Raw genomic sequence first — 22985 nt, 5'->3', positions numbered from 1 at the left:
CACTTCGGTCGACAATTTCTCAAGGAGCAAAACGATGGGACTGAGCACGCACGTACTGGACACCATGCACGGCACCCCCGCCGCCGGCATGCAGGTCGCGCTGTACGAAACCCGGGACGGCGCCGCGACCCTGGTCAAGCGCTTCCGACTGAACGACGATGGCCGCAACCCGGACGGCCCCCTGTACGACAACGACAGCCTGCGCCGGGGCACCTACCGCCTGAGCTTCGAGGTGGCCGACTATTTTCGGGCGCGCGGCGTGCAATTGCCCGATCCGCCGTTTCTCGACATCGTGCATCTGGACTTCGGCATCGCGCACACCGACCAGCACTACCACGTGCCGCTGCTGGTCAGCCCCTGGAGCCAGGCCACGTATCGGGGCTCCTGACCGCGGCGCGTGCATGGGCCACGGCTGGCGCATGCGCCGGCAGAAGAATCGACGATCGGCGGGCCCCGCCAGCGGGCAGCGAGCAAACGCAAAAAAAGCGCCCGGAGGCGCTTTTTTTGTCGTGCAGGGGATCCCCGGCTGTCAACCCTGGTGCGGGCGCTTGCCAGGATTCTTCTTGCTGCGCGTGTGCACGCCGCGCTCGAGGCTGCGGCGCTGGCCGTCGCCCTGCTTCAGGCGGGGAGCGCCGGGCAGGGGCGGTGTGGCCTTGCGCATGGCTTCGGTGACGATCTTGTTGCCCATGGGGTGTCCTTGCGTAGTGGTTGTTTGCGCCGAAACCTCGCATTATCGCCGATTCCGCTGCGCTTGTGGTGCATGTGACACACGGGAAAACCCGGATCGTGTTTTTCTGGAAGTTGCACACAACACTGTATACAATTTCTCCGGGTCGCAGCGGTGCACGAGAGTCGTCCATGAGGCAATACGTGACGTCCCCGAAAGCGCGATCACCTGAAACGGCTTGCAGTGCCCGCGGTGGCAAGCCCGAGCAAGGGACACACTCATGGAAACCTATCTTCTCGACTGGGCCAACCTGCTGCTGCGCTGGCTGCACGTGATCACCGCGATCGCCTGGATCGGCTCCTCCTTCTACTTCGTCTTCCTCGACAGCAACCTGCTGGCGCCCACGGCCGAGGACCTGAAGGAAAAGGGCGTCGACGGCGCCATCTGGTCGGTGCACGGCGGCGGCTTCTACCATGCACAGAAATACATGGTGGCACCGAAGGGCGGCATCGACAGCCACCTCCACTGGTTCTACTGGGAAAGCTACTGGACCTGGATCTCCGGCTTCCTGCTGTTCGTGGTGCTGTACCTGTGGAACGCCGGCATCTTCCTGGTCGACAAGCAGGTGTTCGACTGGTCGCCCATGGCCGCCGGCATCGGCGCCCTGGTGTTCCTGGCGGCGTTCTGGTTCATCTACGACGCCATCTGCCGCATCTTCGGCCAGCACAAGAACGGCGACCGCATCGTGGGCGCGCTGGTGCTGCTGGTGGTGGTGTGCTCGTCGTGGATCGCCTTCCACCTGTTCTCGGGCCGCGCCGCCTTCCTGATGGTGGGCGCGTCGCTGGCCACCGCGATGAGCGCCAACGTGTTCTTCTGGATCATCCCCGGCCAGCGCAAGGTGGTGGCGGCAATGACCAGCGGCCAGCCCTACAACCCGGCCGACTACGCGATCTACGGCAAGCGCGGCAAGCAGCGCAGCGTGCACAACACCTACTTCACGCTGCCGGTGCTGGTGGCGATGATCAGCAACCACTACAGCTTCCTGTACGCCAGCGAACACCGCTGGGTGCTGCTGATGCTGCTGATGCTGGCCGGTGCCCTGATCCGTCAGTTCTTCGTGCAGCGCCACGGCTGGAAGCTCGGCCGCGCCAGCAACCCCTGGCCCTTCGCCGCCATCGGCGTGGTGGTGCTGCTGGCCCTGATCGCCTGGCTCAAGCCCGCTCCGGCGGCGCCCGCGGCGGCCCTGCCCGAGACGGTGGACTACGCCCAGATCAAGCCGATCCTGGAGCAGCGCTGCTACATCTGCCACGGCGAGGCCGTGCAGCAGAAGGGCATCCGCGTCGATTCGCCGGAGCAGGCGACGGCGCACGCGCAGAACATCTACCAGCAGGTGGTGGTGACCAAGCAGATGCCGCTGTCCAACGCCACCGGCATGACCGACGACGAGCGCGCCATGGTCGGCCGCTGGTTCGAAAGCCAGAACAAGTAGGGGGAGACAAGCCCAGGCAAGAGCGGCGCCCTCGGGCGCCGCTTTCTTTCGTGGCCTGTCGGCTCGGGGTGCGGGGCCCGTGCGCTGGGTCGATCCGGCGGTCGTGGCCTCATGGGCGCTCGCTGCCGGCGGGGACTTGCAGGGACGCGAAAAGGATCGCCGCCCGGCGCAGTTCGCCGCCGCGGGTCGGCCAAGGACCCGGGGCGAGCGCTGCCCCGCCGCATCGGCTTGATGGGGCCCCATGATGCGGATGCCGTTGCGCCTCCCATTGGCGGTTGAGTCACCAGGACTGTCCGTCGGAGCGGAGTGCCATGCCGAGGTATCCTGAATGGTGCGCGCTCGGATGTTGACGTGGGCGGGCCGCGGGGTCGATTCACCTTGAGCATCTCGTACACGGAGCACGCCAGCAGCGCCCGCACCCTGGTGCTGGGCCTGTCGCTGGCGCAACTGGTGAGCTGGGGCAGCGCGCTCTACTCGTTTGCCGTGTTCCTCGAGCCGGTGGAGGCGGCGCTGGGCGCCACGCGTGCGCAGACTTCGCTGGCCTTCAGCCTGGCGCTGCTGGCCGAGGGGGTGGCGGCCTATGCCGTGGGGCGCCGGATCGACGCGGGCCATGAGCGCGCGGTGATGACCGGCGGCTCGCTGCTGGTCGGCTTCGCGCTGTTGGCGCACGGCTTCGTCGCCACGCTGGCCGGCTTCTACGCCGTCTGGGCGCTGCTGGGGCTGGGCATGGCGGCGACGCTGTATCCGCCGGTGTTCGCGGTGGTGACACGGCGCTTTCCGTCCACCTACCGGCGCGCCATCATCACGCTCACTTTCCTGGGCGGCCTGGCCAGCACGGTGTTCATACCGCTCACCGACTGGCTGGTCCGCCAGTGGGACTGGCGCGTGGCGTCATGGGTGCTGGGCGCGATCAACCTGGGCTTGTGCGTGCCGCTGCATGCCGTGTTGCTGCGCGGCGCGCCCGGCCCGGCGCCGGCAACGGGTGCGCCCGGTGGCGCGGCGAGGCCCGGTGGCGGCCTGACGGCGCAGCTGCGCGGGCCGGTGTTCTGGCAGCTCGGCGTGTTCACGGTGCTGCTGATGGCGGTGGCCGCCGCCGTGCCGCCGCACCTGGTGAGCCTGCTGCGCGAAAGCGGGCTGCCGCCCGGATGGGCGGTGGCGTTGCCGGCCAGCATCGGCGTGCTGCAGGTGCTGGGGCGGCTCGGCCTCTACCTGGGCGAGCGGCGCCTGGACGTGCACGCCACCAATCGCTGGGCGCCTGTGTTGATTCCGCTGGCGCTGGCCACGCTGCTGGCGGGTAGCGGCCACGTCTGGGCGGCGCTGCCGTTCACCCTGCTGTATGGCGTGGGCAACGGCATGCTCACCATCGTGCGCGGCACGGTGCTGGCGCAGTACGTCAGCGCGGCGCACGTGGGTGCGCTCAACGGCGCGCTCGGCCTGCCGCTGGCGCTGGCGCGCGCGGCGGCGCCGCTGGCGGTGGGCCTGCTGTGGACGCCGGGGCGTGGCTATGCCGCGGGCCTGGGCCTGCTGCTGGTGCTGGCGGTGCTTGGCGTGGCCATGCTGTGGCGCGCGCAGCGGCAGGCGCTGGCGCTGCCGCCAGTGGCCTGAGGCGCCGGTGGCGCTTGCGGCGCCTTCAGCGCTTCCTGGCAACAAGGCCGTACAGGAAGAGCAGCACGATCGCACCGACGACCGAGGCGACCCAGCCAGCGGTGGCGCCCGGCACGTAAAGGCCCAGCGCCACGCCCGCGTAGCTGGCGACGATGGAGCCGGCAATGCCGAGCAGGGTAGTCATGATCAGGCCCATCTTCTGGTCGCCCGGCATGATGGCTCGCGCCAGCAGGCCGACGATGAAGCCGATGATGATGGTGACGATGATGCCCATGACGGCCGATCCTTGGTGGGTGCCTGGAGTCCGGGCTTCGGGAGGATGGCCCCGCCGCGAAGACCGGCCAGGTTGGGCGGAACTCTACCCCGCGATTGCGCGCCGGAGGTCAGCGGGCGGCGGGTTTCGTGAAATATGCCGGTCGAGCGCAGGCGGAACGCGGCGCGGCTAACTCGACTGCTCCATGGCCTCGATCGCGCTGGAGTGCGCGAGCCAGGCGTCCTCGAGCGCGGCCAGTTCGTCCTGCAAGGCCTTCAGCCGGCGGCCGGCATCGGCGATCTCGGCTGGCTCCAGCGGCGCCAGCAGGCGCTGCTCCAGGGCGCCGCGCTCGGACTCGATCGCCTGCATGCGCTGCTCGGCCTGTTCGAGCGCGCGCCGGTGCTCGCGCGTGCGTGCGGCGAGTTGCTGACGCCGCTGCGCTTGCTGGCGGCGCTGTTCCGCCGGGTTGAGCGCGGGCGCTTCGGTCGCGGCGGCCGGTGCGCCAGCCGGGGACGCTGCCGCATCGCGCCGCTGGCGCGCCTGCTCCAGCACGTGGCGCTGGTAGTCCTCCAGGTCGCCCTCGAAGGGCTGCACCGTGCCACCGGCGACCAGCCAGAACTCGTCGCAGACGCGGCGCAGCAGGGCGCGGTCGTGGCTCACCAGCATGACCGTGCCCTCGAACTCGGTCAGGGCCAGCGCCAGCGCCTCGCGCGTGGCCAGGTCGAGGTGGTTGGTCGGCTCGTCCAGCAGCAGCAGGTTGGGGCGCTGCCAGACGATCATGGCCAGCACCAGGCGCGCCTTCTCGCCGCCGGAAAACGAACCGACCGGCTGCGCCACCATGGCGCCAGGGAAGTTGAAGCCGCCCAGGAAGTTGCGCAACTGCTGCTCGCGCGCGGCCTCGCTGTCCTGGCGGCCGGTGGCACGCGCCAGGCGCACCAGGTGCTCCAGCGGGGTGCTGCCCGCGTGCAGCACGTCGAGCTCCTGCTGGGCGAAGTAGCCAATCGCCAGGCCCTTGCCCTCGGTCAGCGTGCCGCCGAGCAGGGGCAGCTCGCGCGCGATGGTCTTGACCAGGGTCGACTTGCCCTGGCCGTTGGCGCCCAGGATGCCGATGCGCTGGCCGGCCAGCACGGTGCGGTCGATGCCGCGCAGGACCACGGTTGGTGCCGGATCGCCGGCGTAGCCGCAGCAACCGTCGCCGATCACCAGCATCGGGCTGGGCAGGCTGGCCGGTGGCTGGAACTCGAACTGGAATTCGGCCTCGGCCAGCACCGGCGCCACGCGCTCCATGCGCTCGAGCGCCTTGATGCGGCTTTGCGCCTGGCGCGCCTTGGTGGCCTTGGCCTTGAAGCGGTCGATGAAGCGCTGCAGGTGGGCGATCTGCTCCTGCTGGCGCGTGTATGCCGACTGCTGCTGGGAGAGCTGCTCGGCGCGCTGCTCCTCGAAGGCGCTGTAGTTGCCGCCGTAGCGCGTCAGGCGCCCGGCCTCGATGTGCAGGGTGACGCGCGTGACGGCGTCGAGGAAGTCGCGGTCGTGGCTGATGACGAGCAGGGTGCCGGGGTAGCGCGCCAGCCAGCCTTCCAGCCAGATCAGGGCGTCCAGGTCGAGGTGGTTCGTCGGCTCGTCGAGCAGCAGCAGGTCGCTCGGCGCCATCAGCGCGCGCGCGAGTTGCAGGCGCATGCGCCAGCCGCCGGAAAACTGCCGCACCGGCAGGCCGAGTTCGCGCGGCTGGAAGCCCAGGCCCAGGATCAGCGCCTCGGCGCGCGCGCGGGCGTCGTGCGCGCCGGCATCCTGCAGGTCGCTGTGTGCCTGGGCGATGGCCACGCCGTCGCCCGCCTGCTCGGCGGCGTGCAGGCGCGCCTGCAGCGCGCTCAGGCGGCCATCGCCGGCCAGCACGAAGTCGGTCGCCGAGGCATCGGTCTCGGGCATCTGCTGCGCCACCTCGGCGATCTGCCAGCCGCCGGGCATGGACCAGTCGCCGCCGTCCTCGTGCAGGGTGCCGGCCAGCAGCGCGAACAGCGACGACTTGCCGGCGCCGTTGCGGCCGACCAGGCCGACTTTTTCGCCGGGGTGGATGGTGGCGCTGGCACCGTCCAGCAGCAGCTTGCTGCCACGGCGCAGCGTGACTTGGTTCAGGACGATCACGGTGAAACGCGGACCGGCCCTGGAGGCCGGTCGGGGTGGGGCGCCGTGCGCGGCAACCGGGTCAGGCCGACACGTGCCGGTGGCGTGCCTGCAGCTCGCCCCAGTATGTCACGAGTCGCCCAGGCGCGAGTCGTTGAAGCCGCCAAGCTTGGATTCGCGGAAGCCCGAGGACTCGAAGCCGGAGGGCGCGAAGTTGGGGCGGCCAAAGCCCGTGGTGCCGAAGCCGCTGGGCCGCACGTCCAGCGTGATCTCGGTGAAAGAAGGCTGGTCGCTCGTTTCCTCTTCGTCCTGCGCCTTGTTGGCGTTCTGGCGCACGCTCTGGTTCTGCAGCCGCCACATCAGGTTGGTCGGCGAGTCGGCAAACGCCAGGCCGTCCTTGCGGTCGATGCGACCGCTCTGGATCAGGCGCGCCAGGTCCTGCTCATAGGTCTGCGAACCTTCGGCCATGGCGTTGTCCATGGCCTCCTTGACGCCGCCGAAGTCGCTCTTCTCGATCAGCTCGGACACCAGCTTGGTGTTGAGCATGACCTCGACGGCCGGCGTGCGGCCGCCGTCGACGGTGGGGATCAGGCGCTGCGAGACGATCGACTTGAGCGCCGCCGCAAGGTCGCCCAGCAGGGTGGGGCGCACCTCGACCGGGTAGAAGCTGAGCACCCGGTTGAGCGCCTGGTAGCTGTTGTTGGCGTGCAGCGTGGCCAGGCACAGGTGGCCCGACTGGGCGTAGGCGATGGCGGCGGTCATGGTCTCGCGGTCGCGGATCTCGCCGATCATGATCACGTCGGGCGCCTGGCGCAGCGCGTTCATCAGCGCCACCTGCAGCGTCGCGGTGTCGGTGCCGACCTCACGCTGGTTGATGAGCGACTTCTTGTTGGTGAAGATGTATTCGATCGGGTTCTCGATCGTCAGGATGTGGCCGCTCACGCGCTCGTTGCGGTGGTCCAGCATGGACGCCAGGGTGGTCGACTTGCCGGCGCCGGTGGCGCCCACCATCAGGATCAGGCCGCGCTTTTCCATCACCAGGCGTTCCAGCACGCTGGGCAGGTTGAGCGTGTCCAGCTTGGGGATCTCGGCGCTGATGAAGCGGATCACGGCGGCGTAGGAGCCGCGCTGGCGCAGCGCCGAGATGCGGAAGTTGCCGACGCCGGCCATCGGATAGGCGGTGTTCAGCTCGCCGGTCTCCTTGAGCTCCTCGATCCGGTTTGGCGGCAGGATGTCGATCAGCAGGTTCAGCGTGGCTTCGGGCGGCAACGCCTGGTTGTTGATCGGAATGCAGACCCCGTTGATGCGGATGGTGGCGGGCGCGTGCGCCGACAGGTAGACGTCGGAGGCCTTCTTGTCCGCCATCAGGTGCAGGATGCGCTCCATCATGGTGCTGGGTTGGGGCATGGTCGGTTTCCTCGAGGTCGGCGCGGCCGGGGATCGCGCCGGGAAGGGGCGATTGCGACAACGTGTAACGACGCCATTGTAGAGAGAGCCGTTGCCGGGGTGGGCCGGTTTCTGGTCTTATTTGGCGTCCGGGGCCCGCAAATGCCGTCTGCGCGGCGTTGCAGTCGGGTCAGTGCGGCAATTGCGCCACGATGCGCGCGGCACTGCCGAACGCCAGCGTGAAGCCGAGCGCGCCGTGTCCCGTGTTGAACAGCACGTTGGCGGGCGCCGGCGCCAGCGTGCCGATGATGGGCCGCCCGGTGGGCGTGGCGGGGCGCAGACCGGCCCAGGGCTCGAGCGCCTCGAAGCGCGCGCTGGCGCGCGGAAACACCGCGCGCGTGGCCTGCACCAGGGTCTCGATGCGTGCCGGCGGGATGCGCCGGTCCGCGCCCACCAGCTCCGCCATGCCGGCCACGCGCAGGCGCTCGCCCAGGCGCGCGAACACCACCTTGCGCGCGCTGTCGGTGACGCTGACGCGCGGCGCCGCGCCGGGCGCGCCGTCGGCTGCCAGGGTGATGCTGTAGCCCTTGAGCGGGTACACCGGCAGGTAGACCCCGAGGCGCCGTCCCAGCGCGTGCGAGGCGGTGCCGAGCGCCAGCACGAAGGCGTCGGCCTGGATCTCGCCCTGCGGCGTGCGCGCCGCGCATGCGCGTCCGCCTTGCCGGACCAGATCGCTCACCGCGGCGTGGCTGTGCAGGCGCGCGCCGCGCGCCACCAGGGCCTGCGCCAGCGCCTGGCACAGCTTGAGGCAATCGGCGGCGCATTCGCTGGGGGTGAAGACGGCGCCGGCGATCTGGCGGTGGTAGCCGTCCAGTGCCGGTTCGATGGCGGCGCATTCCTCGGGGCTGACCAGCCGCTGCTCGCTGCCCAGCGCGCGCTGTAGCTCGACCTGGCGCCGCGCCGCCTGCAGGCTCGCGGCGTCGGCGTGGAGCACCAGCTTGCCCGTGGTGGTGTAGTCGCAGTCGGGCTGCAGCTCGGCGCGCATGCGCTCGAAGCCAGCACGGCTCTCGGCGGCCAGTTGCAGCAGCGCGCCCGTGGTCTGGTGGGCGCTGCGGGCGTTGCAGGCGGCCAGGAAGCGCAGGCCCCACAGCCATTGCAGCGGGTCGAGGCGCGGGCGCAGCTTGAGCGGCGAGTCCGGCGCGAGCAGCAGGTGCGGCAACTGGGCCCAGATGCCCGGCTCGGCCAGCGGCGCCACGTAGGAATAGCTGAGCTGCGCGCCGTTGGCGCCGCTGGCGCCCTGGCCGGGCACGTCGCGATCGAGCACGACGACCTCGTGGCCGGCGCGCTGCAATTCCCAGGCCGTGGCCAGTCCGATGATGCCGGCGCCGACGACGCAGACCCGCATGCGCTTTCCTGACGTATGAATCGTGAGCAGACGTGGACTTTAACCGCAGGCCCGGGGCGTGCTGCGGATGGGTCCGCGGCACGCCGATCGAGGTCTCGGATCGTCCGGTTTCGGGGCCGGCCTTCGCTAGAATCGACGGGTTTCCCGTCATCGCCCCGGGCGGCGCTGGCGTCCAGTTCGTGCAGGGCCTTTCGTGCGTCTCAATTCCATCAAGCTGTCGGGTTTCAAGTCGTTCGCCGAACCGACCAACTTCATGTTGCCGGGCCAGCTCGTCGGCGTGGTCGGCCCGAACGGCTGCGGCAAGTCCAACATCATGGACGCGGTGCGCTGGGTGCTGGGCGAATCGCGCGCCAGCGAACTGCGCGGCGAGTCGATGCAGGACGTCATCTTCAACGGCACGACGACGCGCAAGCCGGCCTCGCGCTCCTCGGTCGAGCTGGTGTTCGACAACAGCGACCACCGCGCCGGCGGCCAGTGGGGCCAGTTCACCGAGATCTCGGTCAAGCGCGTGCTGACGCGCGACGGCACCAGCAGCTACTACATCAACAACCAGCCGGTGCGCCGGCGCGACGTGCAGGACGTGTTCCTGGGCACCGGCCTGGGGCCGCGCGCCTACGCCATCATCGGCCAGGGCACGATCAGCCGCATCATCGAGTCGCGCCCGGAAGAGCTGCGCCTGTTCCTGGAAGAGGCGGCCGGCGTCAGCAAGTACAAGGAGCGCCGGCGCGAGACCGAGAGCCGCCTGCAGGACACGCGCGAGAACCTGACGCGGGTCGAGGACATCCTGCGCGAGCTGAACGCCAACCTGGACAAGCTCGAGCGCCAGGCCGAGGTGGCGCAGCGCTACCAGGGCCTGCAGGCCGAGGCGCAGTTGCGGCAGAACCAGCTCTGGTTCCTCAAGCGCGCCGAAGCCGAGGAGGGCCAGGGCCGGCTGCAGGCCGAGGCCGCGCAGGCGGTGAACGAGCTCGAGGCGCGCGTGGCCGACCTGCGTCGCGTCGAGTCCGACCTGGAGACGATCCGGCAGGCCCACTACGCCGCGGGCGACCAGGTCAACCAGGCGCAGGGCCGGCTTTATGAAGCCAGCGCCGAGGTGGGTCGGCTGGAGGCCGAGATCCGCTTCGTCGTGGAGGGACGCCAGCGCGCCGAGGCGCGCCTGGCGCAGCTCGGCGAGCAGCAACTGCAATGGCACGCGCGCCGCGAGGAGGCGCAGGCCGAACTGGAGCGCCTGGCCGAGCAGGGCGCCACGGCCGAGGAGCAGGCCCTCACCCTGGCGGCGCGACTGGAGGAGCAGCAGCAGGTGCTGCCCGAGCTCGAGGACACGCTGCGCCAGGCCCAGGCGCGTGCCGGCGAGCAGCGCAGCGCCGTGGTCCAGGTGCAGCAGCAGATCCAGGTGCTGGCGGCCGAGCAGCGCGGCATCGAGGAACAGGCGCGCCAGCTCGGCACGCGGCGCGAGCGACTGGCCGCCGATCAGGGCGCGCTGGCTGCGCCCGACGCACGGCGGCTGGACGAGCTGCAACAGCAGTCGGAGGCCGCGCATGAGGCCGCGCAGGTCGCCGATGCACGCCTGCAGGAGCTGCAGGACAGCCTGCCCCAGCTCGACGACGCGCGCCGTGCCGCGCAGCAGGTGGTGAACGCCGAAGCCGCGCGCCAGGCCGACCTGTCGGCTCGGCTCGAGGCGCTCAAGGCACTGCAGGAGCGCGTCAGGACCGACGGCAAGCTCGAACCCTGGCTGCGCAAGCACGGCCTGGATGGACTGCAAGGCCTGTGGACGCGCCTGCAGGTCGAACCCGGCTGGGAAAACGCGCTCGAGGCGGCGCTGCGCGAGCGCCTGGGCGCGCTCGAGGTGAGTCGGCTCGAACTCGTGCGCGCCTTTGCCAGCGATGCGCCGCCAGCGCGGCTGGCCTTCTACCATGCACCGGGCGCCGCCGCGCCCGAGCCGGCCAGCCCGTGGCCGCGCCTGGTGGACCGGTTGCGCCTGCACGATGCCGGGCAGAAGGCCTTGCTGGTCGACTGGCTGGCGGGTTGCCATACCGCGCCGTCGCTGGAACAGGCGCTGGCCGAGCGCGACCGCCTGCAGGCTGGCGAAGCGCTCTACGTGGCGAGCGGCCACTGCGTGTCGGCGCACGGCGTGAGCTTCTACGCACCCGATTCCGAGCAGGCCGGCCTGCTGGCGCGCCAGCAGGAAATCGAGAACCTGGACAAGCAGGTGCGTGCCCAGCAGCTCATCGGCGAGGAGGCGCGCAGCGCCCTGGTGCGCGCCGAGGCGGCGTTCAGCGACGTTTCGCAGCGTCTGGTCGGTGCGCGGCGCGAGGCCGGCGAGGCGCAGCAGCGCGCGCACGAACTGCAGGTCGAGACCCTGCGCCTGACCCAGCTGGCCGAGCAGACGCGCGCGCGCGGCGAGCAGCTTGGTGCCGACCTGGCCGAGGTCGACGCCGCGCTCGAGGCGCTGCAGGAGCGCCGCGTCACGGCCGAGGCGCGCTTCGAGGAGCTCGACCTGCAGCTGGCCGACGCCCAGGAGCGCCACGCCGGGCTGGACGAGCGCGTGATCGAGGCCGAACGCGGCCTGGCCGAGGCACGCGAGCAGCAGCGTGCGCTCGAGCGCCAGGCCCAGGAGGCCCAGTTCACCCAGCGCAGCCTGCAGGCACGCCACGGAGAACTCACGCGCACCATCGACACGGCGGCGCAACAGAGCGCCGGCATCGAGACCGAGCAGCAGCGCCTGGGCGAGGAGCTGGCCGTGTTGACCGACGCCGCCGCGCAGGCCGGCCTGCAGACCGCGCTGGCGCTCAAGCTCGAGCGCGAGCAGGCGCTGGGCGCGCAGCGCAGCGCCTACGACGACCTGAGCGCCAGGCTGCGCGCCAGCGACGAGCGCCGACTCTCGCTCGAGCGCCAGCTCGAGCCGCTGCGCCAGCGCATCACCGACCTGCAGCTCAAGGAGCAGGCCGCGCGCCTGGGCGGCGAGCAGTACACCCAGTTGCTGGCCGATGCCCAGGCCGACCTGCATGCGCTGGCGCGCTCGATCGAGCAGGACAGCGTGCGCCTGGCCGGGCTGCAGGGCGAGATCGACCGCCTGCACCGCGAAATCGAATCCCTGGGCGCGGTCAACCTGGCAGCGCTGCAGGAACTCGGCACGGCGCGCGAGCGCAAGCAGTTCCTCGACGCGCAGTCGGCCGACCTGACCGAGGCCATCACCACGCTGGAAGACGCCATCCGCACCATCGACCACGAGACGCGCGAGCTGCTGGGCGGCACCTTCAACACCGTGAACGAGCACTTCGGCCGCATGTTCCCCGAACTGTTCGGCGGCGGCCAGGCACGGCTGGTGATGACGGGCGAGGAAATCCTCGACGCCGGCGTGCAGGTGATGGCGCAGCCACCGGGCAAGAAGAACCAGACCATCCACCTGCTCTCGGGCGGCGAAAAGGCGCTCACCGCGATCGCGCTGGTGTTTGCCATCTTCCAGCTCAACCCGGCGCCGTTCTGCCTGCTCGACGAGGTCGACGCGCCGCTGGACGACGCCAACACCGAGCGCTACGCGCGCCTGGTCACGCGCATGAGCGGCCAGGGCACGCAGTTCCTGTTCATCAGCCACAACAAGATCGCCATGGAAATGGCCGAGCAGCTGATCGGCGTCACCATGCAGGAGCAGGGCGTCTCGCGCATCGTCGCGGTCGACATGGAAGGCGCCCTGGGGATGGCCGAGGCATGAGTGAGCGGTTCAGCGTTCAGCGTTCAGCGTTCAGCGTGAGCAAGTGGTTCAGCGTTGAGCGTTCAGCGTTCAGCGTGGGTGGTATTCACGCCCAACGCCCAACGCCCAACGCTCAACGGCGCACGGAGAGCGCGCGATGAGCACCCTGCAAGTGGGCCTGGCCGTGGCCGGTGGCCTGATCCTGGGCGGCGTGGTCGCCTACAACACCTGGAATTCGCGCCGCCACGCGCCGCGCCAGGCGGAGCCGGCGCCGGGCGAGGCCGCTGGCGGCGCGCCGGCGCCCGAATCCTGGATCGAGCCCGGCCTGGCGCCGGCGCCGGGCGATGCCGCCGAGCCCGGGCGCATCGAGCCGGTGCTCGACGCCGATCTCGAGCCGCCGGCGCCGCCCGAGCGCCGGCCCGCGCTGGACGCCCTGATCGACGTCATCACCCCGATCGCGCTCGATGGCCGGGTGGTGTCGGGCGAGGCCCTGCTGGCGGCGCTGCCCAGCACGCGCCGGGTCGGCAGCAAGCCTTTCGCGGTGGAGGCGCAGGCCGAAGGCAGCAGTGACTGGGAGCCGCCACGCGCCGGCCGCCGCTACACCGCGGTGCAGGCCGGGGTGCAACTGGCCAACCGTACCGGCGCGCTCAACGAGATCGAGTTCTCCGAGTTCGTCGTGAAGGCGCAGCGTTATGCCGACGCCGTCGGTGGCGCGCCCGAGTTTCCCGACATGCTGCACGAAGTCGCGCGGGCGCGCGAGCTGGACCAGTTCGCCAGCCAGCACGATGCCCAGCTCGGCTTCACGCTGCGCGCGCGCGGCGCGGCCTGGAGCCCTGGCTTCATCGCCCAGCAGGCCGCGCGCCTGGGCTTCGTGCCGGGTGTCGTGCCGGGCCGCATGGTGTTGCCGGCCGCCGAGGCTGGCCTGCCGCCCCTGCTCGGCCTGGCCTTCGACGCCCAGGCGGCGCTGTCGGAGCAGGGCGAGCACGCCTCGGTGCGCGAATTCACGCTGCAGCTCGACGTGCCCCAGGTGGCGCGCCAGGAGCAGGCCTTCGAACGCCTGCGCGAAGCCGCCTTTGCCCTGGCCGAAGCCATGGGGGGCGTGATCACCGACGACGCCGGCCAGCCGCTGCAGGCGGCCATGATCGACTCCATCGGCAGGGATCTGGAACGGCTCTACGATACGCTGGAGCAGCACGACCTGGCGGCCGGCTCGCCGCAGGCACGCCGGCTGTTCAGCTGATGCCGGCGCGGGGCGGCGAGCCTGCCCCGCCGGCCTCCGACGAGATGCCATGAAACCCGAATCCAAGCTGGTGCGCCACGCCGCCGAGTTGCGCGCCGCGCTGACGCAGGCGGCCTACCAGTACTACACGCTCGACGCGCCCGAACTGCCGGACGCCGAGTACGACCGCCTGTTTCGCGAGTTGCAGGCGCTCGAGGCCGCACACCCCGAACTGCGCACGCCCGACTCGCCCACCCAGCGCGTCGGCGGCAGCGTGCTCGACAGCCTGGCGCCGGTGCACCACCGCGTGCCCATGCTCAGCATCCGCACCGAGACCGACGCCAGCGCCGCCGGCGCCCAGGCCTTCGACGCGCGCGTGCGGCGCGAGCTCGGGCTGGGCGAGTCCGACCCGCCGGTGGCCTACGTCGCCGAGCCCAAGTTCGACGGACTGGCGATGAGCCTGCGCTACCAGGACGGCGTGCTGGTGCAGGCCGCCACGCGCGGCGATGGCGAGACCGGCGAGGACGTCACGCACAACGTCCGCGCCATGGGCCAGGTCCCGCTGCGCTTGCACGGAACGGCCCCGCCCCTGGTCGAGGTGCGCGGCGAGGTCTACATGCGGCGCGACGACTTCGAGGCACTCAACGAGCGCATGCGCGCGCGCATGGCCGCAGGCGACAAGGCGGCGCGCACCTTTGTCAATCCGCGCAACACCGCGGCCGGCGCGGTGCGCCAGCTGGATCCGGCGGCGGCGCGCGAGCGGCCGCTCAGCTTCTTCGCCTACGCCCTGGGCGAGATCACGCCGCCGGAGCAGGGCGGCCCCGATTTCGCGTGCCACTGGGACGTGCTCGAGACGTTCCGCGCGTGGGGCTTCCCGGTCTCGGAGATCAACCGGCGCGCCCGCGGCCCGGCCGAGCTGGCCGCGTTTCATGCCGATGTCGCGGCACGCCGCGACAGCCTGCCCTACGACATCGACGGCGTGGTCTACAAGGTCGATTCGCTCGCGTGGCAGCGCCGGCTTGGCTTCGTCACGCGCGAGCCGCGCTGGGCCGTCGCGCACAAGTACCCGCCCCAGGAGGAGCTGACCACGGTCGAGGCCATCGATGTGCAGGTCGGTCGCACCGGCAAACTCACACCGGTGGCCAAGCTGGCGCCGGTGTTCGTCGGCGGGGTCACCGTCACCAACGCCACCCTGCACAACGAGCTGGAAGCGCGGCGCAAGGACGTGCGTGTCGGCGACACCGTGGTGGTGCGCCGTGCCGGCGACGTCATACCCGAAGTGGTGTCGGTGCTGGTCGAGCGGCGCCGTCCCGGCGCGACCGAATTCACCATGCCCACGCACTGCCCCGTGTGTGGCAGCGTCGTGGTGCGCGAGGAGGGCGAGGCCGACCACCGCTGCACCGGCGGCCTGTTCTGCCCGGCGCAGCGCAAGCAGGCCCTGCTGCACTTCGCCAGCCGACGCGCCATGGACATCGAGGGCCTGGGCGAGAAGCTGGTCGACCAGCTGGTCGATGGCGGCATCGTCGACGTATTGCCGGATCTCTATCGCCTCGACCTGGGGCGCCTGGTCGGGCTCGATCGCATGGCCGAGAAGTCGGCGCGCAATCTGCTGGACCAGCTTGAGAAGTCCAAGCGGACCACGCTGGCGCGCTTCCTGTTCGCCCTCGGCATCCGCCACGTGGGGGAATCCACGGCGCGCGACCTGGCCCAGCATTTCGGCCGGCTCGACGCCGTCATGGCCGCCACGCCCGAGCAGCTGCTGCTGGTGCCCGACGTCGGGCCGGTGCTGGCCGACAGCATCCACACCTTCTTTGACCAGGCACACAACCGCGAGGTCGTCGAGCAACTGCGCGCCGCTGGCCTGCACTGGCCCGAGGGCGAGCCCGTCGCCGCCGCGCGCCTGCCGCTGGCCGGCAAGACCTTCGTGCTGACCGGTACCCTGCCAAACCTCAGCCGCGACGCCGCCAAGGATCTGCTCGAGGCTGCCGGCGCCAAGGTGGCCGGCAGCGTCAGCAAGAAGACGCACTATGTCGTGGCCGGCACGGAGGCCGGCAGCAAGCTGGACAAGGCGCATGAACTCGGCATCGCGGTGATTGACGAGGCCGGCATGCGGGCGCTGCTGGCCGGCGAGGACTGAACGTGCGTTTCGACGGCCGGCTGGCGCAGTGGGACGACGCACGCGGTTTCGGCTTCATCGAGCCGACACAGGGCGGCGCCAGGGTCTTCGTCCACATCCGGGCGTTCGGTCCGGCGCACCGCGCGCCGGGTCAGCGCCCGCGCGTGGGGGAGCACCTGGAGTTCGAGGTCGGGACGGACGCCCGAGGTCGCAAGCAGGCGCACCACGTGATGCGGACCGGGGGCGTGGCACGGCCCGCGGTTCAGCCATCGCGGCGCAGGCCGCAGGGGCTGGCCGGGTCGCGCCTGCCCGGTGGACTGGCTGGGTTGCTGCTGACGCTCGCGTTGATCACCGGCCTGGGCTGGAAGGGCTACCAGTGGTGGGCCGCCCACGCGCCTGGGCGTGGCCCGGCTGCATCATTCTCAGCCGCTGCGAGCCCCGAGGCCGGCCGTGCGGGCGTGGTTTCGTCGGCCGCGTTTCGCTGCGATGGCCGTCAGTATTGTTCGCAGATGACGTCCTGCGCTGAAGCCACTTTCTTCCTGCGCAACTGTCCAGACGTCAGGATGGACGGCAACGACGACGGCATCCCGTGCGAGCGGCAATGGTGCACCAGCCCGCTGGCCCGGTGACGCCACCGCCGATCCGCCTGGGCATCGACCTGGGCGGCACCAAGATCGAGATCGCGGCCCTGGACACGCGCGGCCGGTTCCTGCTGCGTGAACGCGTGCCGACGCCGCAGGGCAGCTACCCGGCGACGCTGGACACCATGGCCCGACTGGTGCGCCAGGCCGAGAACCGCCTGGGTACCGCTGGCCTGCCCTTGGGCGTGGGCATGCCGGGCAGTCTGTCGCCCCTCGGCGGGCGCATGCGCAATGCCAATTCCACCGCGCTCAACGGGCAGCCGCTGCGCGAGGACCTGCAGGCGCTGCTGGGGCGCCCGATCCGCTTCGAAAACGACGCCAACTGCCTGGCCCTGTCCGAGGCCACCGATGGCGCTGGTGCGGGCGCCGAGGTGGTGTTCGCCGCCATCCTCGGCACGGGCGTGGGCGGCGGCATCGCGGTGTGCGGACGCGTGCTTGAAGGCTGCAACGGCATTGCCGGCGAGTGGGGTCACAATCCGCTGCCGCGCACCGATGCCGAGGACGGCGTGCGCCTGGCCTGCTGGTGCGGCCGCCAGGACTGCATCGAGACCTGGCTGTCCGGTCCGGGGCTGGCCGCCGACCATGCACGCGCCACAGGCCAGGACCTGGCCGTTCCGGCCATCGTTGCCGCCATGCGCGCCGGTGACACGGCAGCGCGCGCCAGCCTCGCGCGCCATGCCGCGCGCCTGGCCCGGTCGCTGGGGCAGGTGATCAACATCCTCGACCCCGGGATCATCGTGCTGGGCGGCGGCCTGAGCCAAATCGACGAACTCTACGGCATGGTCCAGCAGCGGCTGGCCGCGCACGTGTTCAGCGACAGCCTGCGCACCCGGGTCTGCCCCGCGGCGCACGGCGATTCCTCCGGAGTGCGCGGCGCGGCCTGGCTGTCGGGGCTTCACACGGGCTTTACAGGAACGCACTAGATTAAGGCTTCGTCGCATTCGTCCCGGAGCTCGCGCCATGGCCGATCCCAAGCTTTCCGTCCTGGTCCGCCACCTGTCGCTGGTGGCGGCCGGCGCTGTCGCGGTGCTGCTGTCGGGCTGTGTCGTCGCTCCCGTTGGCGCCTACGATGTCGGCACCCCGGTGGCTTACCCAGCCTACCCGGCCTATGGCGGTTATCCCGTCTATGGGGCACCGGTCTATGCGTCGCCCTGGTACTGGGGCGCGCCAGCGGTGTCGCTCGGGTTCTACGGCAGCTTCGGCAGTGATCGGCGCGTCCCTGACTGGGGGCACCGCAACCCCGGCGGCGGCCACTGGGCGCCCGGCAACCGCCCGGGACACCGCGGCAGCTTCCGTGGCGGCAGTCGGGGTTCCTCGCGCTGACGCCCGTGGCACGGGCGCATCCGGGGCAGCGCCCGTCGGTAGCCTGCCGAGGGAGGCGCCACGGCGGGTCCGTGCCGCCCCCGGTCTCTGCCGGGTGTCAGCCGCCTGACGGCGTCACGGTTCGATCACGCGCACGAAGATTTCGTTCGGACGCACCATGCCCAGTTCGGTGCGCGCCTTTTCCTCCACCATGCCCAGGCCTGCCTGCAAGTCCTGCACCTCGGAGGCGAGCTGGTCGTTGACCTGGCGCGCCTGGACGTTCGCGGCGCGCTGCTGGTCGAGCCGGCGCTGCAGCTCGGTCACCTTGGGCACGCTGCCGCGACCGAACCAGAGCTGGGCATGAACCACCACCAGCAGCACGATCAGGACGGCTGGAACGATGCGCTGAACCATGGGATGTCAAGGCGTCGCCGAGGCGGGACTGGCAGCAGTCTACTGCAGCTTCAGCGCAGGCTGTAGAACGCCGTTCGGCCGGGGTAGCGCGCCATGTCGCCCAGGTCTTCCTCGATGCGCAGCAGCTGGTTGTATTTGGCCATGCGGTCGGAGCGGCTGAGCGAGCCGGTCTTGATCTGGCCGGCGTTGGTACCGACGGCGATATCGGCGATGGTGGCGTCCTCGGTCTCGCCCGACCGGTGGCTGATGACGGCGGTGTAGCCGGCACGCTTGGCCATCTCGATGGCCTCGAAGGTCTCGGTCAGGGTGCCGATCTGGTTGATCTTGATCAGGATCGAGTTGGCGACGTGCTTGTCAATGCCTTCCTTCAGGATCCTGGTGTTGGTGACGAACAGGTCGTCGCCGACCAGCTGCACCTTGTTGCCCAGGCGCTCGGTCAGGATCTTCCAGCCATCCCAGTCGCCCTCGTGCATGCCGTCCTCGATGCTGATGATCGGGTACTTGTCGCACCAGGAGGCCAGCATGTCCGTCCACTGCTCGGCCGAGAGGGTCAGGCCTTCGCCGGCCAGCACGTACTGGCCGTCCTTGTAGAACTCGCTGCTGGCGCAGTCCAGGCCGAGCACGATGTCCTGCCCGGCCGTGTAGCCTGCCGCCTCGATGGCCTGCAGGATGAGCTGGATCGCGGCCTCGTGGTTTTCCACGCTGGGCGCGAAGCCGCCCTCGTCGCCGACCGCGGTGGGCATGCCCTGGTCGCCGATGATCTTCTTCAGGGCATGAAACACCTCGGCACCCCAGCGCAGCGCTTCGCGAAACGACGGTGCGCCCACCGGGATGATCATGAACTCCTGCAGGTCGAGGTTGTTGTTGGCGTGTGCGCCACCGTTGATGACGTTCATCATCGGCACCGGCAGCTGGCAGCCGTTCATGCCGCCGAAGTAGCGGTACAGCGGCAGGCCCGACTCCTCGGCCGCCGCGCGCGCCACGGCCATCGACACCGCCAGCATGGCGTTGGCGCCCAGGCGACTCTTGTTGTCGGTGCCGTCCAGGTCGATCAGGGTCTTGTCGAGAAAGGCCTGCTCGGAGGCGTCCAACCCCAGCACGGCCTCGCTGATCTCGCTGTTGATGTGCTCCACCGCCTTCAGCACGCCCTTGCCGCCATAGCGCTTCTTGTCGCCGTCGCGCAGCTCGATCGCTTCGCGTGATCCGGTCGAGGCGCCGGAAGGCACGGCGGCGCGTCCCATGACGCCCGATTCGAGCAGGACGTCGCATTCGACGGTGGGGTTGCCGCGGCTGTCCAGAACTTCGCGGCCGACGATGTCAACGATGGCACTCATGTCAAATCCTTGAGAGGGGTAATACAGACGAAAGCGACCGCCGGCGCCAGTCGATCCGGCATGGTGGTCGGGGATGCGGGAAGCGGACGGCGCGCATTCACACGCCTTCCACGACGACCATGCGCATGATGGCTGCGCCCTCGCGCGCTGCCCGCGCCCTGCGGTATTCGGGGGAGTCGTGAAACGCCTTGGCGGCCGCGACGCTGGGAAACTTCAGGATCACCGTGCGCTGAGGATCCCAGTCGCCCTCGAGGATCTCGACCGGGCCGCCGCGCACGCAGACCTCGGCGCCGTGCACGCGCATGGCCTCGGTGCTCCACTTGCGGTACTCATCGTACTGGGCCGGGTGGGTCACGGTGACCGAGGCGATCAGGTAGGCGCTGGGCATGTTCAGGCGCCGAAGCGGTCTTCCAGCCAGCCGCTTCGCTTGACCACCTGGTCCAGCGTGACCAGGGTTTCGAGCAGCGCGCGCATGTGTCGCAGCGGCACCGCGTTGGGTCCGTCGGACAGCGCATGGGCCGGATCGGGGTGAGTTTCCATGAACACGCCGGCCACTCCGGCGGCCACCGCCGCGCGCGCCAGCACCGGCACGAACTCGCGCTGGCCGCCGCTGCTGGTGCCCTGGCCGCCCGGCAGCTGCACGCTGTGAGTGGCATCGTAGACCACCGGTGCGCCGGTCTCGCGCATGATCGCCAGGCTGCGCATGTCGCTCACCAGGTTGTTGTAGCCAAAGCTGGCGCCGCGCTCGCAAGCCATGAAGGCGTCGGTTTCCAGGCCCTTTTCGGCCGCCGCCGCGCGCGCCTTGTCGATCACATTGCGCATGTCGTGCGGTGCCAGGAACTGGCCCTTCTTGATGTTGGCCGGCTTGCCGCTTTGCGCCACCGCGCGGATGAAGTCGGTCTGGCGGCACAGGAAGGCCGGCGTTTGCAACACGTCGACGACCTCGGCGACGCGCGCCACCTCGGCCTCGGTGTGCACGTCGGTGAGCACGGGCACGCCGATCTCGCGTTTCACCTTGGCCAGGATTTCCAGGCCCTGGTCCATGCCGGGGCCGCGAAAGCTGGTGCCGCTGGAGCGGTTCGCCTTGTCGTAGCTGCTCTTGAAGATGAACGGAACGCCCAGCGCCGCCGTGATTTCCTTGAGCTGGCCGGCGACGTCCAGCTGCAGCTGCTCGGACTCGACGACGCAGGGGCCGGCTATGAGGAACAAGGGGCGGTCGAGCCCGACTTCAAACCCGCAAAGCTTCATGGCATGGTGCTCCCGGCAAGCCCGCCGGCCCGCATCCACCTGCGCGGCCCGATCCCCGGGCTGGTGCCCGGAGCCCCTCGTGCAGCGCTGCGGTGTCGCGCGGCCATGAGACACAGGGGCTGGTCGAGCCGGACTTCGAATCCGCAAGGCTTCATGCGGCGACCTTCGTGCTCTTGCTGCCGCCGCGCGCGGCGTTACGCTGGTCCTGGTGCGCGAGCGCCGCCTTGATGAAGGCGTTGAACAGCGGGTGGCCGTCCCAGGGGGTGCTCTTGAACTCGGGGTGGAACTGCACGCCGACGAACCAGGGATGCATGCTGGTGGGCAGCTCGATGATCTCGGTCAGGTGCTCGCGCTGCGTCAGTGCCGAGATCACCAGGCCGGCCGCCCGCAACTGGTCCAGGTAGTTGACGTTGGCCTCGTAGCGGTGGCGATGGCGTTCGGTCACGACGTCGCCGTAGATCTGGTGCGCCAGGGTGCCGGGTTGCACGTCGGCGCTCTGGGCGCCCAGGCGCATGGTGCCGCCCAGGTCGGAATCGGCGTCGCGCGTCTGGATGTTGCCGTCCTTGTCCTTCCATTCGGTGACCAGGGCGATCACCGGGTGCGCGCACTTGGGGTCGAACTCGGTGCTGTTGGCGCCCTTGAGGCCGGCCACGTTGCGCGCGAACTCGATCGTCGCCACCTGCATGCCCAGGCAGATGCCCAGGTAGGGCACGCCGTGCTCGCGCGCGTAGCGGGCGGTGGCGATCTTGCCTTCCACGCCGCGCGCGCCGAACCCGCCCGGCACCAGCACGGCGTCGAACTTGCCCAGGCTGGCGACGGTGGTGGGCGTGATGGTCTCGGAATCGAGGTGCTCGATCTGCACGCGCGCCTGGTTGTGCATGCCGGCATGGCGCAGCGCCTCGTTCACCGACTTGTAGCTGTCCGACAGGTCGACGTACTTGCCGACCATGGCGATGGTGACCTCGCGCGTGGGATGCTCGACTGCCTGCACCAATGCGTCCCAACGCCCCAGGTTGGCCGGTGCCGTGTTCAGGCGCAGGCGGTCGCAGATCAGGCCGTCGAGGCCCTGCTCGTGCAGCAGGCGCGGCACCTTGTAGACGGTGTCGACATCGGGCAGGCTGATCACGCCCCATTCGGCGACATTGGTGAACAGGCTGATCTTCTCGCGCTCGTCCTGCGGGATCGGGCGGTCGGCGCGGCACAGCAGGGCGTCGGGCTGGATGCCGATCTCGCGCAACTTCTGCACCGTGTGCTGGGTCGGCTTGGTCTTCAACTCGCCCGCCGCGGCAATCCAGGGCAGGTAGGTCAGGTGCACGAAGGCACTGTGGTTGGCACCCAGCTTCAGGCTGAACTGGCGCACCGCTTCCAGGAAGGGCAGGGACTCGATGTCGCCCACCGTGCCGCCGATCTCGACGATGGCCACCTGCACCTCGTCGGGCGTGCCGATGCCCGCGCCGCGCTTGATGAACTCCTGGATCTCGCCCGTCACATGCGGGATCACCTGCACCGTCTTGCCCAGGTAGTCGCCGCGCCGCTCCTTCTCCAGCACGCTCTTGTAGATCTGGCCGGTGGTGAAGTTGTTGGCGCGCCGCATGCGCGTGGTGATGAAGCGCTCGTAGTGACCCAGGTCCAGGTCGGTCTCGGCGCCGTCGTCGGTGACGAACACCTCCCCGTGCTGGAACGGGCTCATCGTGCCCGGATCCACGTTCAGGTAGGGGTCGAGCTTGATCAGGGTGACTTTGAGGCCGCGCGATTCGAGGATCGCGGCCAGGGAGGCCGAGGCGATTCCCTTGCCCAGGGAAGACACCACACCGCCGGTGACGAAGACGAATTTGGTCATGTCGGGACGAAGGGCACACGCCTCCGCTCGGTGGGAAATTTCAATTATAGGAGGCCGCTTGCCCGGCTTTGCTACATTGCGCGCCATGGACGCAAACCAAGACGCTGGCGAGCTCGCCGGCCGCCACATCGTGCTGGGCCTGTCGGGCGGTGCGGCCTGCTTCAAGGCGGCCGAGCTGTGTCGGGCCCTGCTCCGGGCCGGTGCCACGGTGCAGGTGGTGATGACCGAGGCGGCCTGCCAGTTCATCACGCCGGTGG

20 protein-coding genes are annotated in these 22985 nt (G+C 70.2%); 10 read left to right on the top strand and 10 right to left on the bottom strand.

Annotated elements, in window-relative coordinates; translation table 11 throughout:
- Window positions 1–34: 34 nt before the first annotated feature.
- A complete protein-coding gene (uraH, locus tag PKA16_RS11785; protein WP_324403421.1) occupies window positions 35–388 on the top strand; it encodes a hydroxyisourate hydrolase in 354 nt (117 codons plus the stop codon).
- Window positions 389–529: 141 nt separating this feature from the next.
- On the opposite strand, the gene PKA16_RS11780 is transcribed toward uraH, so the two are convergent.
- Window positions 530–688, bottom strand: a complete 159-nt coding sequence (locus tag PKA16_RS11780; protein WP_324403420.1) for a hypothetical protein — start codon at window positions 686–688, stop codon at window positions 530–532.
- A 259-nt stretch (window positions 689–947) separates the two neighbouring features.
- On the opposite strand from PKA16_RS11780, the gene PKA16_RS11775 reads away from it, so the two are divergent.
- Window positions 948–2156, top strand: a complete 1209-nt coding sequence (locus tag PKA16_RS11775; protein WP_324403419.1) for a urate hydroxylase PuuD — start codon at window positions 948–950, stop codon at window positions 2154–2156.
- Between the two features lie 378 nt (window positions 2157–2534).
- Complete coding sequence (locus PKA16_RS11770; protein ID WP_324403418.1) at window positions 2535–3761, top strand: MFS transporter; 1227 nt, start codon at window positions 2535–2537, stop codon at window positions 3759–3761.
- Between the two features lie 25 nt (window positions 3762–3786).
- Here PKA16_RS11770 and PKA16_RS11765 read toward each other — a convergent pair whose 3' ends face one another.
- From PKA16_RS11765 to PKA16_RS11750, 4 genes are all read right to left on the bottom strand, one after another.
- Window positions 3787–4035, bottom strand: coding sequence for a GlsB/YeaQ/YmgE family stress response membrane protein (locus tag PKA16_RS11765; protein WP_324403417.1), 249 nt, complete (start codon window positions 4033–4035; stop codon window positions 3787–3789).
- A gap of 168 nt (window positions 4036–4203) precedes the next feature.
- The gene (locus tag PKA16_RS11760; RefSeq protein ID WP_324403416.1) at window positions 4204–6156 is read right to left on the bottom strand and encodes an ATP-binding cassette domain-containing protein; all 1953 of its coding nucleotides are present in this window, start codon (window positions 6154–6156) and stop codon (window positions 4204–4206) included.
- A 108-nt stretch (window positions 6157–6264) separates the two neighbouring features.
- Window positions 6265–7542, bottom strand: a complete 1278-nt coding sequence (locus PKA16_RS11755) for a PilT/PilU family type 4a pilus ATPase (protein WP_324403415.1) — start codon at window positions 7540–7542, stop codon at window positions 6265–6267.
- 169 nt (window positions 7543–7711) lie between these two features.
- The gene (locus PKA16_RS11750; RefSeq protein WP_324403414.1) at window positions 7712–8926 is read right to left on the bottom strand and encodes a D-amino acid dehydrogenase; all 1215 of its coding nucleotides are present in this window, start codon (window positions 8924–8926) and stop codon (window positions 7712–7714) included.
- 193 nt (window positions 8927–9119) lie between these two features.
- On the opposite strand from PKA16_RS11750, the gene smc reads away from it, so the two are divergent.
- The 6 genes from smc (at window position 9120) to PKA16_RS11720 (ending at window position 17913) form a co-directional block, all read left to right on the top strand.
- Window positions 9120–12635 carry a chromosome segregation protein SMC gene (gene smc / locus PKA16_RS11745; RefSeq protein ID WP_324403413.1) on the top strand — a complete coding sequence of 1172 codons (3516 nt, stop codon included), beginning with the start codon at window positions 9120–9122 and terminating at the stop codon, window positions 12633–12635.
- Window positions 12636–12771: 136 nt separating this feature from the next.
- A complete protein-coding gene (locus PKA16_RS11740; protein ID WP_324403412.1) occupies window positions 12772–13854 on the top strand; it encodes a cell division protein ZipA C-terminal FtsZ-binding domain-containing protein in 1083 nt (360 codons plus the stop codon).
- A 49-nt stretch (window positions 13855–13903) separates the two neighbouring features.
- The gene (gene ligA / locus PKA16_RS11735; protein WP_324403411.1) at window positions 13904–15970 is read left to right on the top strand and encodes an NAD-dependent DNA ligase LigA; all 2067 of its coding nucleotides are present in this window, start codon (window positions 13904–13906) and stop codon (window positions 15968–15970) included.
- Window positions 15971–15972: 2 nt separating this feature from the next.
- The gene (locus PKA16_RS11730) at window positions 15973–16578 is read left to right on the top strand and encodes an excalibur calcium-binding domain-containing protein (RefSeq protein WP_324403410.1); all 606 of its coding nucleotides are present in this window, start codon (window positions 15973–15975) and stop codon (window positions 16576–16578) included.
- Window positions 16575–17513 carry an ROK family protein gene (locus PKA16_RS11725; RefSeq protein WP_324403409.1) on the top strand — a complete coding sequence of 313 codons (939 nt, stop codon included), beginning with the start codon at window positions 16575–16577 and terminating at the stop codon, window positions 17511–17513. Before PKA16_RS11730 ends, PKA16_RS11725 begins: the two co-directional genes overlap by 4 nt.
- Window positions 17514–17550: 37 nt before the next feature.
- Window positions 17551–17913, top strand: coding sequence for a hypothetical protein (locus tag PKA16_RS11720; RefSeq protein WP_324403408.1), 363 nt, complete (start codon window positions 17551–17553; stop codon window positions 17911–17913).
- A 114-nt stretch (window positions 17914–18027) separates the two neighbouring features.
- Here the strand turns inward: PKA16_RS11720 and PKA16_RS11715 are convergent, their stop codons facing one another.
- From PKA16_RS11715 to PKA16_RS11695, 5 genes are all read right to left on the bottom strand, one after another.
- Window positions 18028–18306 carry a septum formation initiator family protein gene (locus tag PKA16_RS11715; RefSeq protein WP_324403407.1) on the bottom strand — a complete coding sequence of 93 codons (279 nt, stop codon included), beginning with the start codon at window positions 18304–18306 and terminating at the stop codon, window positions 18028–18030.
- A 50-nt stretch (window positions 18307–18356) separates the two neighbouring features.
- On the bottom strand, window positions 18357–19640 hold the full coding sequence (gene eno, locus PKA16_RS11710; RefSeq protein WP_324403406.1) for a phosphopyruvate hydratase: 1284 nt from the start codon (window positions 19638–19640) through the stop codon (window positions 18357–18359).
- A gap of 97 nt (window positions 19641–19737) precedes the next feature.
- Window positions 19738–20028: a DUF1330 domain-containing protein gene (locus PKA16_RS11705; protein WP_324403405.1), complete on the bottom strand. Its 291-nt coding sequence runs from the start codon at window positions 20026–20028 to the stop codon at window positions 19738–19740.
- 2 nt (window positions 20029–20030) lie between these two features.
- Window positions 20031–20888, bottom strand: coding sequence for a 3-deoxy-8-phosphooctulonate synthase (gene kdsA / locus PKA16_RS11700; protein ID WP_324403404.1), 858 nt, complete (start codon window positions 20886–20888; stop codon window positions 20031–20033).
- Between the two features lie 151 nt (window positions 20889–21039).
- Window positions 21040–22728, bottom strand: coding sequence for a CTP synthase (locus PKA16_RS11695; RefSeq protein ID WP_324403403.1), 1689 nt, complete (start codon window positions 22726–22728; stop codon window positions 21040–21042).
- Window positions 22729–22813: 85 nt separating this feature from the next.
- On the opposite strand from PKA16_RS11695, the gene PKA16_RS11690 reads away from it, so the two are divergent.
- Window positions 22814–22985: flavoprotein (locus PKA16_RS11690; protein ID WP_324403428.1), on the top strand; the 172-nt coding region annotated here is incomplete at its 3' end.

It is taken from the genome of Ottowia sp. (assembly GCF_035325765.1).
In the GTDB taxonomy this organism is placed as follows: Bacteria; Pseudomonadota; Gammaproteobacteria; order Burkholderiales; family Burkholderiaceae_C; genus Ottowia.
Note: the sequence above shows the minus strand (reverse complement) of the source record. Positions and strands in the feature narration are given on the sequence as shown.